The 15,810-nt window shown below is 68.7% G+C and carries 12 protein-coding genes; 3 read left to right on the top strand and 9 right to left on the bottom strand.

The window, feature by feature from the left end:
- Window positions 1–72 precede the first annotated feature (72 nt).
- The 4 genes from GPX89_RS19935 to ssd all read right to left on the bottom strand — a co-directional run bounded on the left by GPX89_RS19935 (window position 73) and on the right by ssd (window position 4,331).
- Window positions 73–669, bottom strand: a complete 597-nt coding sequence (locus GPX89_RS19935) for a type II secretion system F family protein (protein WP_157389024.1) — start codon at window positions 667–669, stop codon at window positions 73–75.
- A complete protein-coding gene (locus tag GPX89_RS19940; protein ID WP_157389025.1) occupies window positions 666–1,478 on the bottom strand; it encodes a type II secretion system F family protein in 813 nt (270 codons plus the stop codon). The genes GPX89_RS19935 and GPX89_RS19940 overlap by 4 nt, the downstream gene beginning before the upstream one ends.
- A gap of 192 nt (window positions 1,479–1,670) precedes the next feature.
- Window positions 1,671–2,867, bottom strand: a complete 1,197-nt coding sequence (locus GPX89_RS19945) for a TadA family conjugal transfer-associated ATPase (protein ID WP_157389026.1) — start codon at window positions 2,865–2,867, stop codon at window positions 1,671–1,673.
- 147 nt (window positions 2,868–3,014) lie between these two features.
- Window positions 3,015–4,331: a septum site-determining protein Ssd gene (gene ssd / locus GPX89_RS19950; RefSeq protein ID WP_157389027.1), complete on the bottom strand. Its 1,317-nt coding sequence runs from the start codon at window positions 4,329–4,331 to the stop codon at window positions 3,015–3,017.
- 429 nt (window positions 4,332–4,760) lie between these two features.
- Here ssd and GPX89_RS19955 point away from each other — a divergent pair, with 429 nt between their 5' ends.
- The gene (locus tag GPX89_RS19955) at window positions 4,761–5,570 is read left to right on the top strand and encodes an HAD family hydrolase (protein ID WP_157389245.1); all 810 of its coding nucleotides are present in this window, start codon (window positions 4,761–4,763) and stop codon (window positions 5,568–5,570) included.
- A gap of 435 nt (window positions 5,571–6,005) precedes the next feature.
- On the opposite strand, the gene GPX89_RS19960 is transcribed toward GPX89_RS19955, so the two are convergent.
- The 5 genes from GPX89_RS19960 to GPX89_RS19980 all read right to left on the bottom strand — a co-directional run bounded on the left by GPX89_RS19960 (window position 6,006) and on the right by GPX89_RS19980 (window position 12,025).
- Window positions 6,006–6,752 carry a Fic family protein gene (locus tag GPX89_RS19960; RefSeq protein ID WP_328602047.1) on the bottom strand — a complete coding sequence of 249 codons (747 nt, stop codon included), beginning with the start codon at window positions 6,750–6,752 and terminating at the stop codon, window positions 6,006–6,008.
- A 19-nt stretch (window positions 6,753–6,771) separates the two neighbouring features.
- Complete coding sequence (locus tag GPX89_RS19965; protein ID WP_157389028.1) at window positions 6,772–8,460, bottom strand: dipeptide ABC transporter ATP-binding protein; 1,689 nt, start codon at window positions 8,458–8,460, stop codon at window positions 6,772–6,774.
- 4 nt (window positions 8,461–8,464) lie between these two features.
- Window positions 8,465–9,439 (bottom strand): ABC transporter permease, encoded by a 975-nt coding sequence (locus GPX89_RS19970; RefSeq protein ID WP_157389029.1) that lies wholly within the window; start codon window positions 9,437–9,439, stop codon window positions 8,465–8,467.
- Entirely contained in the window at window positions 9,432–10,358 is a 927-nt protein-coding gene (locus GPX89_RS19975; RefSeq protein WP_157389030.1) for an ABC transporter permease, read from the bottom strand. Before GPX89_RS19975 ends, GPX89_RS19970 begins: the two co-directional genes overlap by 8 nt.
- 71 nt (window positions 10,359–10,429) lie before the next feature.
- Window positions 10,430–12,025 carry a peptide ABC transporter substrate-binding protein gene (locus GPX89_RS19980; protein WP_235947525.1) on the bottom strand — a complete coding sequence of 532 codons (1,596 nt, stop codon included), beginning with the start codon at window positions 12,023–12,025 and terminating at the stop codon, window positions 10,430–10,432.
- A gap of 373 nt (window positions 12,026–12,398) precedes the next feature.
- Here GPX89_RS19980 and acs point away from each other — a divergent pair, with 373 nt between their 5' ends.
- Both acs and nhaA read left to right on the top strand, forming a co-directional pair.
- Entirely contained in the window at window positions 12,399–14,348 is a 1,950-nt protein-coding gene (acs, locus tag GPX89_RS19985; protein ID WP_157389031.1) for an acetate--CoA ligase, read from the top strand.
- Between the two features lie 201 nt (window positions 14,349–14,549).
- Entirely contained in the window at window positions 14,550–15,776 is a 1,227-nt protein-coding gene (gene nhaA / locus GPX89_RS19990; protein ID WP_328602048.1) for a Na+/H+ antiporter NhaA, read from the top strand.
- The last annotated feature ends 34 nt before the right edge of the window (window positions 15,777–15,810 follow it).

Here is a 15,810-nt window from a genome sequence, read left to right on the forward strand (position 1 = left end):
GACAGTCGTTCCCACGGTCGCTCCTTCCCTCGCTCCGGCGCGGCGGTTCCGCACCGGCACAGTCGTCGGCGATCACAGCAGCCCGCCCTCCAGCACCCGGCCGGCCAGACCGATCACGACCGGGATGATCCCCAGGCACAGGAAGGCCGGCAGGAAGCACAGACCGAGCGGGCCGCCGATCAGCACACCGGCCCGCTCGGCGCACGCGGCGGCGGCGTCCTCGAGCTCACCCCGGCGGCGCTCCGCCAATTCCGCTACCGCCGTGGCCAATCCGGTCCCCGACCGCGCCGAGCGGCGAGCCGTGCGGGCCAGACCCACGACGGAGTCGTCGGTGGTCCCGGCGGCGGCTTGTTCCCACGCCGTGGCGGCATCCGCGCCCAGCGCCAGCAGATCCGACGCCCGGCGCAGGACCGAGGCCAGCGGCTCGGGCGCCTCGATCGCGACGGCCGCCGCGGCCGCGGCCGTGGGCAATCCGGCACGCAGACAGGCCGCGAGCAGGTCGAGGGCCGTGGCGACGCCGAGCGGATCCGCGGCGGTTCCGGCGGCGGACCGCGGTGGTTCGGCCCGACCCGAGTCGTGCAGCCGCCGCAGCCGACGCACCGCGCCCACACGCCCGGGCAGCATCATCAGCGCGAGGGCGGCCAGCAGCGCGGCGATCGCAACGGTCATCGCAACGCTCTGTCCGTAATGGCGTCGGCCCACAGCAGACCAGCACAGGTCAGAGCGGAACCCAGGGGCAGCAGCACAGTGCCGGCCGGAGACAGGAACAGCACACGCAGCGGCGACGCGCCCATCAGCTGGCCGAGACCGATACCCAGCAGGGGAAGCAGGGCCAGTACCGTCGCGGTGGCCCGAGCGCCCGCCAGGGCGGCCCGGGTGCGATCCCGGAAACGTTTGCGGCCGAGCAGGTCCAGGCGCGCGGCCGCCAGCAGCTCGGCCAGGGCGAGGCCGTGGCGCTCGGCCAGCTGCCAGGCCGCGGCCACACATGCGAACTCGCGGGCCACGGCCGTGCCCGGACGCCGCAAGCCCTCCGCACCCGAGCCGCCCAGCCGGCTGCGCGCGGCACTGACCGCGAAGGCCCGCGCCACCTCCCCCGCTGTTTCCGCGGCTGCCACCTGAGCCGCCGCGCTCGGATGCGCGCCCACCCGCAACTCCCCGATCACGGCGTCCAAACCGTCGAGCAGTTGCGCCGAGTCGGCGATCCGCAGCCGTGTCATCCGCGCCCGCCGGCGGCGGAACACGACGGTGGCGGTGACCAGCACCGCCGCGACCGAAACCCCCGGACCGGCCAGCAGCGCACCAAAAATCATGGCCGGTGGCACGACTCGAATACCCCACCGGGAAAGCGTCTTTCGCGCATGACGGGTTCGGGCGAACAACCGCTCGAACCGGCGACGCCCGGCGGACGGAGGCGCCACGAGTACGGCCGAACCGACGCAGGCGAGGGCCGGGGCCAGCGACCCGATATCGGGTGACATCAGCACCCCTCGCTCGGCAACTGCCCCGAATCATCCTCGGCACCAGCGTGATCGATCGAGTCACAGTCGAGACACCCACGCCGCCGAACCAGCCGGAGCCCCGAGAATCGCGAGCCGCGGATTCCGAAGGGACTGCAACACAGCGAGTTTCCACTGACACAGTTGGGCTGGAGCCGACCGGCTTCGCCCTCATCACTCGCGGGAATCATCCGGAAGCCTTTCCTCGAGAAGGTCTTTCAAACCGCTGGCCGCCGGGGCGGGCCGGGCGTCGGCGGTCCATGCGGGCGTGATGCGGACGCGGCCGTCGACCGGTTCGACCAGGCCGATCTCACGCAGGGCGCGACGGCCGTCGGGGCGGCGGTGGACATGCAGGATGACCTGGATGGCCGCCGCCAACTGACTGTGCAGCGCCGCCGCGGACATGCCGCCCAGAGCCGCGAGGGCCTCCAGGCGCGCCGGAACCTCACCGGGAGAGTTCGCGTGCACCGTGCCCGCCCCACCGTCGTGCCCGGTGTTCAAGGCTGTCAGCAGATCCACGACCTCCGCGCCCCGAACCTCGCCCACCACAATGCGATCCGGACGCATGCGCAGGGCCTGGCGGACCAGATCACGCACGGTGACCCGGCCCGCTCCCTCGACATTGGCGGGGCGCGCGACCAGACGGACCACGTGCGGATGCGGCGGCGCGAGTTCGGCGGCGTCCTCGACGCAGATGATGCGCTCGGCCGGGTCGACCTTCGCCAGCAGACCCGACAGCAACGTGGTCTTGCCCGCCCCGGTGCCACCCACCACCAGGAAGGCGAGCCGGGCTCGAACAATCCGCTCCAACAGGGCCTTCGCATCCGGCGGCACCGCCCCGGCCGCAGCGAGCGCGTCCAGCCCCTGGGTGGCGGGCCGAAGCACCCGCAGCGAGAGGCAGGTGCCGCCGTGCGCGATGGGCGACAGCACGGCATGCAGCCGCACGCCGAAGGAATCGCCCTGCGCCGCTTCGGTTCCCGCCAGTCGTCCGTCCACCCAGGGCTGCGCGTCGTCGAGCCGGCGGCCCGCGGCCAGGGCCAGCCGTTGCGCCAGCCGGCGCACCGCCGCTTCGTCCGGGAACCGCACCGAGGTCCGCCGCAACCCCCGGCCCCGATCCACCCACACCGAATCCGGCCCGGTGACGAGTACGTCGGCCACGTCGGGATCGTGCAGCAGCGGCTCCAGCACCCCGGCCCCGGTCATCTCGGTCTGCAGCAATCGCAAGGCGCGCAACAGATCCGTGTCCGCGAGGACCCCGCCCGCCTCGGTGCGGAGGGCGGCCGCCACCCGCGCCGGATCCGGATAGGCAGTGCCGTCCGCCAATCGCTCCCGCACACGTTCCAGCAGTTCCGCCGTCACCAGCTCACTCATCGCGGACCTGCGCCCCGACGACGAACCACCGGGACACGCCGCCGGAGCTGATCCGGCAATATCCCCGCCGCAGCTCGGCCCAACGCGATCTCCTCGTCCCTGGCCACACCCCGACCCGAATCGGGGGACCCGGCCGGTGCGCGGCGCTCACGACCGCGCTCCGGCGGACTGCGGCACCGCGGGGGTGCAGGACTCGCTCCGCGAGCGGGCTATCCGCCACCAGGAGGGCCCTGGCCCGACGGATGCCCCGGCGTGCCGCGCGCCCTCGGAAAACAGTGCGGTCAGGCAGGTTTCGGCGGCGGTGCGCAGGGGGCCGCGGCGGCGCACCGTGAGCCCGCCGCGTTCCAGCCGCTCGGTGAGCCCGGGCTGCGAGGGAACAGCCGTCAGCAGTGGTACTTCGAGAGACTGCGCGATGTCCGAGGGCGCGAGCCCGCCCGGGGCCGGACCGCGCACGACCGAGCACACATTCGGATTCCGGGCACGGAGATAGGCTGCGGCCGATTTCGCGGCCGCTATCGATCGCAGCCGGGCCTGAGCGACCAGCACCACCAGGTCGGCGATATCGAGCACCTGCTCGGTGTAAGGCCCGTGATCACTGGAGAGATCGACGACCACCAGATCCCCCGCGGCCCGGCCGCCCTCGATCACGGCACGAACCGCGGCGGGCGCGAGTGCGGTTGCGGTACCCCCGGATTCGAACGCGGATGCCGGAGCACCCCGCTCGATCAGGCAATCGACGGACTCACAGCTGCCCGGGTCGGTCGACGGCCCAACGGGTTCCACGGCCGCCGGGCCCGTCGAGCCGAGTTCGGTTGCGGTGACCGCCCTTCCGCAAGCGAGAACGGCCAGGCCCGAGACGGCGGGGAGGGCGGCGTGCAGAGCGGGCGCGGCGATCCGGCCGTGTTCGATGGTGAGGTCCGGCCAGCGCAGCCCCGGGACGCTCTCGAGTCCGAGCAGCAGGTCCAGACCGCCGCCGTACGGGGCGCAGTCGACCAGCAGGGTGCGGTCGCGGAAACGGCTTGCGGCCGTGAGGCCTACGGCCGCGGCGAGGACGGAGGCGCCCGCACCCGCGCCCGCACCTGCCACCGCGAGGACCGCGCCGTCGCCGGGGCGGCGGCCGTCGTGGGCGGCGAAGGCGGCGATGAGGGAGTCGGCGCCGGCCGGGAGTTCCAGCACCGGTTCGGCGCCGACGGCCGTTGCGGTCTGCCAGTCGAGCAAACTCGGCTCGCCGAGTGTCACCAGGAGAATTCCGGCGCGTCGGGGGTACCCGGCGGATGCGCAGCTAAGCGCGGCCGCCGTATCGACGATGATCACCGACGCGGCCGTCCAGGCGGGCCGGCCCGGGGGCGGCACCCGTTCGTCGAGCGGACGGTCGGCCGCGGCGGCGATGCGGCGGATCTCTTCGCGCAAACGGGGATCGGCGACCAGTGACAGGGCCGGCGGTGTGGCGGCATCGGAGTTCATGCTGGTCAGCGTCGCCCGATCGGCCCACCCTCCGAAAGCGGCCGCACGGCGAGTGTGGATAACACGCGGCCTGTGCAGAACTCTGCCGATACGAATGGAATCCGAACTGTCCGGAAATAGAGGACGGCCCCAGCCGGGGGGGGAGGAGGCTGGGGCCGTCGGGTTCAGCCCCGGGGGGTCGGGCTGAACGCGCCTGGACCATGTCCAGGTAACTGCGATACTACACCCAAGCCCCGGCCGGATTGCAAGTCCGCCCGGCGAGTCTTTTTCCCGCCCCAGCGGCCCGGCTTCCGGCTGGCTAACCCGGACATTCCTGCCGCGGAAGTGACCACTGCCACCCGAGCCCGGACGCCGCATGAAAAGAGCAGGTACGTCACGAGACCCGCCCGCGACGCCCAGGATGCCCACGGCGAGCCGCCGAACCATATCCTGGACCACGTGACAGCCGAACGCGGACGAGTCGCCGCCTTCTTCGATCTCGACAAGACGGTGATCGCCCGGTCGAGTGCCTTCGTGTTCTCCAAGCCGTTCCTGGATCAGGGCCTGCTCAGCCGCCGTGCCGTGCTGGAGAGCAGTTACGCGCACTTCCTGTTCCTCTTATCGGGCGCCGACCACGATCAGATGGAACGCATGCGCGAGCACCTCACCAAGATGTGCGCGGGCTGGGACGTGGATCAGGTGCGCTCGATCGTCGCCGAGACCCTGCACGACATCGTGGATCCGCTCATCTACGCCGAAGCCGCGGATCTCATTGCGGACCACCGGATTCGAGGACACGATGTGATCATCGTGTCGGCCTCGGGCGAGGAGATGGTCGCGCCGATCGCCGCGGCGCTGGGCGCGGATCACTTCGCCGCCACCCGCATGGTCATCGAAAACGGCAAGTACGCGGGCGAAGTCGAGTTCTACTGTTACGGCAAGGGCAAGGTCGAGGCAATCGAAAAGCTTGCGGCCCAATACGATTACGATCTCAGCCGCTGCTACGCCTACTCCGATTCGGTCACCGATCTGCCGATGCTCGAGGTGGTCGGCCATCCGACGGCGGTGAACCCGGACCGCGGCCTGCGGCGCGAGGCCGCCGCCCGCGGCTGGCCCGTGCTCACCTTCTCGAATCCGGTGTCGCTGTGGGCCCGGATCCCGGCTCCGACGACCACCACGGTGGCTGCGACCGCCGCGGTCGGCCTGGGCGCGCTGGCCGCCGGAGCGCTCACCTATCGGCTGCTGCGCCGGCGCGGCTGAAGCCCGGCCGTCGGAGAACAAAACCGAAACGCCCGGACGCAAAACTGCCGAACACGCCGAGTAATGGAATGTTTCCCCAGGTCTTGATGTGACGGCGGTCACGGGGTAACAATGGAGGCACGGAAGGACGGAAGGCCAAGATCGGATCGGAAGAGAAGGTTCGACCTCCCATCCCACCCTTCCCAGCACGGACACCAGGCACCCACGCGGAGCACGCCGCGACAAGGGCACGAGTAGTTGTGGGCCTGCGTTATCCGGGATTTCGACGGCGAGGGCCTCGCATCAACGCGGGGATGAACCACCGGATCCTGGAGAGCTCGCCGAGGCCGAGAAGACACAACCCGAGAAGCACGCTTGGTAACCGGGTAGTCCGTGCTAGCGGGCGGTGAGGTCGCAAATCGCGACAACGCCGCCCGCTCTGATGTTCAGGGGGAGTTACCCCGAGGCCGAGTCAGCGATCGAACGAGCCTCTCGCGCACCATCTTCCAGCGCGCCGCAGGTGAAGATCACCCAGCCGCCCACGCCTTCCGGGGTGCCCATGCCGAAAGCGGCCGCGGCGTCGAGGTAGGTCTGGCGGCGACGCAGCCAGAAGACCTCGGGGACGCCGAGGCTGTGCGGGTCGAGACCGCTGGACACCGCGACCAGGCGGGAGGCGGCGCGGGCGACGATGCCGTCGGCGGTGCCGAAGGGACGCAGGGTGAGCAGTTCGCCGTGCACGATGGCGGCGATCACCGGGGCGGGGGCCTTTGTGGTGGTGATGGTTTGGGCCAGCAGGTCCAGGCGCTCGGCGACGCCGGGGACATCGCGGGGGCGGCCGAGTTGCTGTTCGTCCTCGACCATGTCGGCCGCCGCCAAGAGGTGTAGACGGGCCAGGGCCTGCAGCGGGGCGCGCTGCCACACGCCGACCAGGTTCGTCAGGGCTTCGGCGTCGAGGGCCTGGCCGACCCGCAGGGAGCCGGCCAGGATCGGGTCCTCGACGCGACCGTCGGCGGGCAGGTCGATGGTGCCGCCCTCGATGGCCGCCGAGGACCGCGCCGCACGGACGGCGGCCTCGGCGGCGGTGGTGGGCCAGCCACGGCGGTTGGCCCGGTGGCGGTGCACCTCGGCGAGGGCGTCGCGGGCCTTGTCGGCGGCATCGCGGACACCGGGCAGGTCGACGAGGGGCTGCAGCGGGTCGGTCACGAGGTACGAGGCTAGCGGGTCACCCCGCGAGGAGATCGCGGCCGGGGATGGCGTCGAGCAGGCGCCGGGTGTAGTCGGATTGCGGGTTGTCGAAGACCTCGGTGGTGGAGGCGGCCTCGACGACCTTGCCCTGGCACATGACCAGGACGTCGTCGGCGATCTGCCGGACCACGGCGAGGTCGTGGGTGATGAACAGATACGTGAGGCCCAGTTCGGCCTGCAGTTCGTTGAGCAGCTGCAGGATCTGTGCCTGGACCAGAACGTCGAGGGCCGAGACGGCCTCGTCGCACACCACCACCTCCGGCGACAGCGCCAGGGCGCGCGCGACGGCGACGCGCTGGCGTTGGCCGCCGGAGAGCTCATTGGGATAGCGGCGCATGACCGAGGCCGGCAAGGAGACCTTGTCGAGGAGGTCCCGGACGGTGGCCTCCCGCTCCTTCGGGGTGCCGATGCGGTGGGTGCGCAGGGGCTCCTCGATGGTGCGGTAGATGGAGTACATCGGGTCCAGGGAGCCGTAGGGGTCCTGGAAGACCGGCTGTACTCGACGGCGGAACGCGAACGCGCCCTTGGCATCCAGTGTCGCCACCTGGCGGCCGTCGAAGGTGACGCGGCCGGAGGTGGGCGGCAGCAGGCCCAGGACCATTTGCGCCACGGTCGATTTCCCGGAGCCCGATTCGCCGACGATGGCGGTGGTGGTCCCGCGCCGGAGGGTGAACGAGACATCGTCCACGGCAACGAGTTCGGTGGATTTCCAGGGCGCGTTGCCGCGGATGCGGAACACCTTGGTGAGCTTGTCGACGACCAGCACATCGTCGGGGGCGCTGGCGAATTCGGCATTGGTCTCCGCCAGTTGCCCGGCGACCTGGACGGCCTGCTCGCGCACCTCGGCCCGCTTGCGCATCGAGGACAATCGCTGGGAGGCCAGCGAGGGCGCGGAGTTCACCAGTCTCTTGGTGTACAGGTGCTGCGGTTCGCGCAGGATCTGCAGCGCCGGACCGGATTCCACGACCCGGCCCCGGTACATGACCACCAGGTGCTCGGCCCGTTCGGCGGCCAGGCCCAGGTCATGGGTGATGAGCAGGACAGCGGTGCCGAGCTCGTTGGTGAGTCCCTCGAGGTGGTCGAGGATCTGCCGTTGCACGGTGACGTCGAGCGCGGAGGTCGGCTCGTCGGCGATGAGCAGCTGGGGCCGGCAGGACAGGCCCATGGCGATGAGGGCGCGCTGGCGCATACCGCCGGAGAACTCGTGCGGGTACTGGTTGACCCGCCGCTCGGCGTCGGGCATGCCCGCCTCGCTGAGCAGTTCCACGGCACGCTGTCGCGCGGCCTTGCCCTTGGCGATCCCGTTGGCCTCCAGGGTTTCCCGAATCTGGAATCCGACCTTCCACACCGGATTCAGGTTCGACATCGGGTCCTGTGGCACGAAGCCGATACCTTTGCCGCGCACCTTGACGATCTCGTGCTTGGACGCCTTGGCCAGGTCCTTGCCGCCGAAAGCTATCGATCCGGAGGTGATCTGGCCGGTGCCGGGCAGCAGATCGATGATGGCGTGCGCGGTCGTCGACTTGCCGGAACCGGATTCGCCGACGATGGCGACGGTCTGTCCGGGGTACACCGTCAGATTCACCCCGCGCACCGCCGGGATCTTCTTGCCCTCGGAGGTGAAGCAGACGTTCAGGTCGCGGACGTCGAGCAGTGGTTCGGTCATGTCCTCACCTCTTCCGAGCCTTGGGGTCCAGGGCGTCGCGCACCGCGTCGCCGAGCATGATGAAGCTGAGCACCGTGAGCGCCAGTGCCGTCGCGGGATAGAACAGGATGGCCGAGGTGCGGATCTCCTTCTGGTCCGCGGCGATATCCGAACCCCAGGACACGATCTGGCGGGACAGCCCGACGCCGAGGTAGGACAGCGTCGCCTCGGTGACGATGAAGACGCCGAGGGAGATGGTGCTGACCACGATGAGCGGCCCGGTGGAGTTGGGCAGCACATGCCGGATCAGGGTCCGGAATCTGGAGACGCCCAACGCCTTTGCCGCCGTGACGTATTCGCTGTTGCGCGATTCGATCACCGCGCCCCGGGCGATGCGGGCGGCCTGCGGCCAGCTGAACGAGGCCAGCGTGATCATGACCGTCCACACCGTGCGGGTGTGCAGCAGCTGCATGAGCACGATCGCGGCGAGGGTCAGGGGCAGCGCGTAGAAGATCTCCGCGATGCGCGACACGACCGCGTCGAGCAGTCCGCCGTAGTACCCGGCGAACGCCCCGAGCGTGCCGCCGATCAGCACGAACAGCAGGGTCGCACCGAGCCCGGTCTCCACCGACGCCCGCGCGCCGTACACGGTGCGGGTGTAGATGTCGCAGCCCTGCTTGTCGAAGCCGAACGGATGGCCCGACGACGGCGGATGCATGCTGAAATCGCCGCTGCAGTACCGCGGATCCTGACCGCTGAACAGCGACGGCCACACGGCGACCAACAGGATGAACAGGATCAGCAGCGTCGCGACGATGAAGATCGGATTGCGCCGCAGCTGCTGCCAGGCCTCGCGCCACACGCTGGTCGGGGCGGCGGTTTCGTTGACCCGGTCGGTCGCGAGCACCTCCACCTCGTCCGGCGGCGCGACGAAATGCTCTTGCCCGGGCCGGTTCTCGTCAGGTGTCTCAGTCCGGGTTTCGGTCTGCGGCTCAGGCATAGCGGATCCTCGGATCGAGTGCGGCGTAGAGCAGATCGACGATCAGATTCGTCAGCAGCAGGATCACGATCAGCACGGTCACGAAGGCCACCACCGTGGGCGGTTCACCGCGCGTGATCGCCTGGTACAGCGTGCCTCCCACGCCCGGGATGTTGAAGATGCCCTCGGTGACGACCGCGCCGCCCATGAGGAAGCCGAGATCGGTGCCGACGAAGGTGATCACCGGGATCAGCGAGTTGCGCAGGATGTGCACCACGATGACCCGCCGGCGGCTCAGCCCCTTGGCGGTCGCGGTGCGCACGTAATCCGCGCTCATGTTCTCCGCCACCGCGTTTCGCGTCAGCCGCAGCACGTAGGCGAACGACAGCGAGCCCAGCACGAACGCCGGCACCAGCAGATCGCCGAAACTCGCCTTGCCGCCGACGGTCACCGGGGCAATGCCCCATTTGATGCCGAGCAGGTACTGGGCGAGGAAGCCCACCACGAAGATCGGCACGGCGATGATGATCAGGCTCAGCACCAGCATGGTGGAGTCGAACAGTTTGCCCTTGCGCAGTCCGGCGACCAGGCCGAACACGACACCGAAGAAGAACTCGATACAGACCGCCATGATGGCCAGCCGGAAGGTGATCGGGAAGGCGCGAACGAGCTCGTCGCGGACCGGCCGCCCCGAGAACGAGGTGCCGAAGTCCAGGGTGACAATGCCTTTCAGGTATTCGAGGTACTGGATGTAGAAGGGTTGATCGAGGTGGTAGCGCGCCTTGAGGGCCGCCTCCACCGCGGGTGTCATCTGCCGGTCACCGGCCAGCGCCTGAATCGGGTCGCCCGGAACCAGGAACACCATCGCGTAAATGAGCAGCGTCGCTCCGAGAAAGACCGGAATCATCTGGAGCAACCGCCGCACGACATACCAAGCCATGGTTCACACTCCACTGCGAGAGCGGGCGTGCGGCGGCACGGGTGAGCGCGCCGCCGCACCACCCGCGGCGGCTACTTCTCGATGTTCTCGAAGTCGAACAGACCCGACCAGGACACCTCGGCCTTCTTGACCTTGTCCGAGCGCCCGGCCGCGACGTTGTAGTCGAAGATCGGGATATCGGCCATGTCCTTGAACAACAGCTGCTGGGCCTGCGCGAGGATGTCGTAGGCGGCCTCCGGGGTGGCGGCCCCCTGGGCCTGGGTCAGCAGCTTGTCGAACTCCGGGTTGCTGTACTGCGTGTTGTTGGTGCCGGATCCGGTGAGGTACAGCGAGGTCAGGAACTCGAACATGGACGGGTAGTCGCCCTGCCAGCCGTAGCGGAACGCCTTGCCGATGGTCTTGTTGGTGATCTCGTCACGAATGTTCTTGAACGTCGGGTACGGCACACCGACCGCGTCGATGCCCAGGGTGTTCTTGACACTGTTGGCCACGGCCTCGATCCACGCCTGGTGACCGCCGTCGGCGTTGTAGGCGATCTGGTAGGTGCCCGACCACGGCGACATCGTATTCGCCTGTGCCCACAGCTTCTTCGCCTCGTCCGGGTTGAACTTCAGCACGTCCGAACCGGGCAGATCCTTGCGGAAGCCGGGCAGCGTGAACGCGGTGAAGTCCTGGCAGGGCACTCGGGTGCCGTGGAAGATGTTCTGCGCGATCTGTTCCCGGTTGATCGCCATCGAGATGGCCTTGCGGCGCAGCACGCCCTCCGCGCCGGCGAAGTGCGGCACGGTCGGCTGGATGCCGATGTGCTGGCTGTAGGCGATGGGCTTGTGGATGGCGCGGTCGCCCAGATCCTTCTCATAGGTGGCGAGGGCCGTATCCGGGATGATGTCGAGGGCATCGAGGTTGCCCTGCAACAGATCCGCGTAGGCGGTGTCGTAGGACTGGTACATCACGAACCGCAGACCCTTGTTCTTGGCCGGGCGGCCGCCGTGGTAGTCCGGATTCGGGACCACCTCGATCTTGACGTTGTGCTGCCAGGTCGAGAACTTGTACGGGCCGTTGCCGACAGGGTTCTCACCGAACTTCTTGGGGTCCTTGTAGAAGGAGTCCGGCATCGGATAGAAGGGGGCGAAGCCCAGCTTCAGCTCGAAGTCGATCGACGGGTTGGTCAGGTCGACGGTGAAGGTGTGGTCGTCGATCACCTTCAGACCCGACATCGTCTGCGCCTTGGGCGGATTCGCCTGGACGTCGTCGTAGCCGGCGATCCCCTCGAAAGCCCAGTTCTGCAACTGGCCGTTGGTGGAGAGAGCGCCGTAGTTCCACGCGTCGACGAAGGACTTCGCGGTCACCGGCGTCCCGTCGGTGAATTTCCAGTCCTTGAGGGTGATCTTGTAGTGCTGCCGATCGGTCGTCTCGATGGACTGCGCCACCTCGTTGTGAGCGGTGCCGTTGACGTCGTAGTACTTCAGCCCCGCCCAGAGCCGGTCGATCACGCGACCGCCCATGTTCTCGTTGACGTCCGTGGGTACCAGTGGTCGCTGCGGCTCACCGCCGTTGACCGTCACGAAGCCGGAATCGTCGCCGCCTCCGGAGGAACAACCTGTCACCGCCAGGCCGGTCGCCAGTATGACCGCCGCGGCCAGTGCGGTAATCGTCTTGATTCTCAACGCTTTACTCCCGTGTCCAGGAAGGTGCGAAGGAGGATCGGACAACCAGCCGGGGTCGCCGGTGGTTATAACAATCCACCTTGGGTGAATCGGACAGTAACCATCCCCGCCGGTGTTGTCAGCGGATCGAAACAGGAATGTTCAGCTTGTTAGCAATCCGGCAACATGGGTCATACGGAGAGAGGACTTCGGGTGACACAGTGCACAGCGCCGAGGGAAGACCGTTCACGGTTCGGTCATACCCGCTCTGGCAGGTTCATCACGACCGCCCACCGATCGAGACGGCAGGACACGACGCAGGTCACAGTCGGTTAGGGTCGAACGTGGCCGCCGTCACCCCGCGCGGCCTGCACGCGAGAGAAGAAGAGACGAGATGACCGAAACCTCCGCCGCCGACCACCTGGACGCGTATCCGCCCAGCACTGAGTTCGCGGCCGCTGCCAATGGCGACGCCTCTCTTTACGCTCGAGCCCAAGCCGACCGGGACGGGTTCTGGGCCGAACAGGCGAAGCGCCTGCACTGGCATCAGCCCTTCACCCAGGTCCTGGACTGGGACGACGCGCCCTTCGCCAAGTGGTTCGCCGACGGCAAGCTGAACGTCGCCTACAACTGCGTCGACCGGCACGTGCTCGACGGGCACGGCGATCAGGTCGCCATCCACTGGGAGGGCGAGCCCGGCGATTCCCGCGACCTCACCTACGCCGATCTGCTGGCCGAGGTGTCGCGTGCCGCCAACTACCTGACCGGCCTGGGCCTGGTCGCGGGCGACCGCGTCGCCATCTACATGCCGATGGTCCCCGAGGCGATCGTGGCCATGCTCGCGTGTGCCCGCCTGGGCCTGACCCACTCGGTGGTGTTCGCGGGCTTCTCCCCCAGCGCCCTGCGTCAGCGTATCGACGACGCCGAGGCCCGGCTGGTCATCACCACCGACGGCCAGTGGCGGCGCGGCAAGCCGGCCCCGCTCAAGACCGCGGTCGACGAGGCGCTGTCGGAAGGCGATTCGACCATCGAGCACGTGCTCGTGGTGCGCCGCACCGGCCTGGACACCCCGATGGTCGAGGGCCGCGACATCTGGTGGGACGAGACTGTCGCTCTGGCCTCCCCCGAGCACGAGGCGCAGCCCTTCGACGCCGAGCACCCGCTGTTCATCCTCTACACCTCCGGCACCACCGGAAAACCCAAGGGCATCCTGCACACCACCGGCGGCTACCTGACCCAGGCCGCGTACACCCACAACTACGTGTTCGACCACAAGCCGGGCAAGGACGTGTACTGGTGCACCGCCGACATCGGCTGGGTGACCGGGCACAGCTACATCGTGTACGGCCCGCTGGCCAACCGGGCCACCGAGGTGGTCTACGAGGGCACCCCGAATTTCCCGGACGAGCACCGGCACTGGCAGATCATCGAAAAGTACGGCGTCACCATCTATTACACCGCGCCGACACTGGTCCGCACGTTCATGAAGTGGGGCCGCGAGATCCCCGACGCCCACGACCTGTCGAGCCTGCGGCTGCTGGGCTCGGTCGGCGAGCCGATCAACCCCGAAGCCTGGCGCTGGTACCGGGATGTGGTGGGCGGCAACCGGACTCCCATCGTCGACACCTGGTGGCAGACCGAGACCGGCGCGATCATGATCTCCCCGCTGCCGGGCGTCACCGCCGCCAAGCCGGGCGCGGCCATGACCCCACTGCCCGGCATCTCCGCGAAAGTCGTTGACGAGGAAGGCAACCCGGTCGAGCTGGGCGAGACCGAGGCCAACGGGTACCTGGTGCTCGATCAGCCGTGGCCGTCCATGCTGCGCGGCATCTGGGGCGACAATGCCCGCTACGTGGACACCTACTGGTCCCGCTACGCCGACAAGGGCTGGTACTTCGCCGGTGACGGCGCGAAGCTCGACAAGGACGGGGACCTGTGGGTGCTCGGCCGGGTCGATGACGTCATGAACGTCTCGGGCCACCGCATCTCCACCGCCGAGGTGGAGTCCGCGCTGGTCGGGCACGAGCACGTGGCCGAGGCCGCCGTGGTCGGCGCGTCGGACGAGACCACGGGCCAGGGCATCGTGGCGTTCGTCATCCTGACCGCCGACGCCAAGGACACCGGCGCGGACCTGGTGAACGCGCTCAAGGCCGAGGTCTCGCGTGAGATCTCCCCGATCGCCCGCCCGCGCGAGATCCACGTGGTGCCCGAACTCCCGAAGACACGCTCGGGCAAGATCATGCGCCGCCTGCTGCGCGACGTGGCCGAGGGCCGCGAGCTGGGTGACACCTCAACCCTGGTGGACCCCAACGTTTTCGAAGCCATTCGGGCGGGTAACGCGTAAGCGCGTCGACAGTCGGCGGGGCCCCGTGACCTGCGGTCACGGGGCCTCTTCGCGTACCGGGTGGTCAAGAAGTTCCAGGCAAACCGTTAGAATTGCGCAAAAGGTGTGCCGGGAAGTCTGGTCGGCATGCGGTGTGCCGAGGATCCCGTCAGTGGTGTGCACGCCGCTGTTCTGTCGAACGTACGGCTGAAAGGTGCACCCGTGATCGCTCAGGTCCGATCGGAGCTGGCCCGCTATCTGAGAACCGAAACCTTCGGCGGCGCTTTGCTTCTCATCGCGGCGGCCGGAGCGCTCATCTGGGTCAACTCGCCGTGGGGAGCGAGCTACACGACCATGGTCGACACCCGGCTCGCGATACCCGCCCTGCACCTGGATCTCACCCTGGCCGACTGGACCAAGGACGGTCTGCTGGCCATCTTCTTCTTCGTGGCCGGGCTCGAGCTCAAACGCGAGCTGGTCGTGGGCGAACTCGCCGACCGCAAGAGCGCCACCCTGCCCATCGTGGCCGCCGTCGGCGGGGTGCTGGTGCCCGCGCTCATCGCCATGGGCATCGGCTGGGGCGTGGACGGCATGGACCGCGGCTGGGCCATCCCGGTCGCCACCGATATCGCCTTCGCACTGGCCGTGCTGGCCATGACGGGTTCGCGGATTCCGGCCAGCGCCCGCGTGTTCCTGCTCAGTCTGGCCGTGGTGGACGACCTGATCGCCATCATCCTGATCGCGGTGCTGTTCACCACCACCCTGAAGATGCTGTGGCTGCTGATCGCGGTGCTGTGCCTCGCCGGGTGGGCGCTGGCCCAGCGGTTCCGGCTCGGCAGTCCGTTCATCTACGTGCCGCTGGGCCTGCTGGCCTGGTATGCCCTGCACGAGGCCGGGATTCACGCCACCCTGGCCGGGGTGGCGTGCGGCCTGCTGACCCGGGTGCGCCCGGATCCGGACGAGGACGAGCACTGTGTGCCCGCCGCCCGGCTCGAGCACTTCTTCCAGCCCATCTCCGCCGCGCTCTGCGTGCCGCTGTTCGCCCTGTTCGCCTCGGGCGTCCCGCTGGATTCGAGGGTGCTCTCGGAGATCTTCACCAACCGGCTGTCGCTGGCGATCATCGTGGGCCTGCTGGTCGGCAAGACGGTGGGCATCTTCGGATTCAGCTGGCTCGCGGTGCGATTGGGGATCGCGGTGCGACCGGCGGATCTCGGTTATCGGGACATGTTCGCCCTGTCGGTACTGGGCGCGATCGGCTTCACCGTTAGCCTCTTGGTGGCAGAACTGGCATTGGAAGGCGTCGGCGACGGCAGCGAGGCAGAACTCGCAAAAGCGGCGGTGTTGCTCACGTCTTTGGCGGCTTCCCTGGCCGGTTCGGCGCTACTGTTGCGTCGTGGGCGTGTTCACCAGGCACGACGAGAAGCGCGAGCGCTGCAAAGTCAAGAGTGACACCGGACAGTACTACCGGGACATGGAGAAGGGT

It is taken from the genome of Nocardia terrae, from assembly GCF_009760405.1.
GTDB classification, from domain to species: domain Bacteria; phylum Actinomycetota; class Actinomycetes; order Mycobacteriales; family Mycobacteriaceae; genus Nocardia; species Nocardia terrae.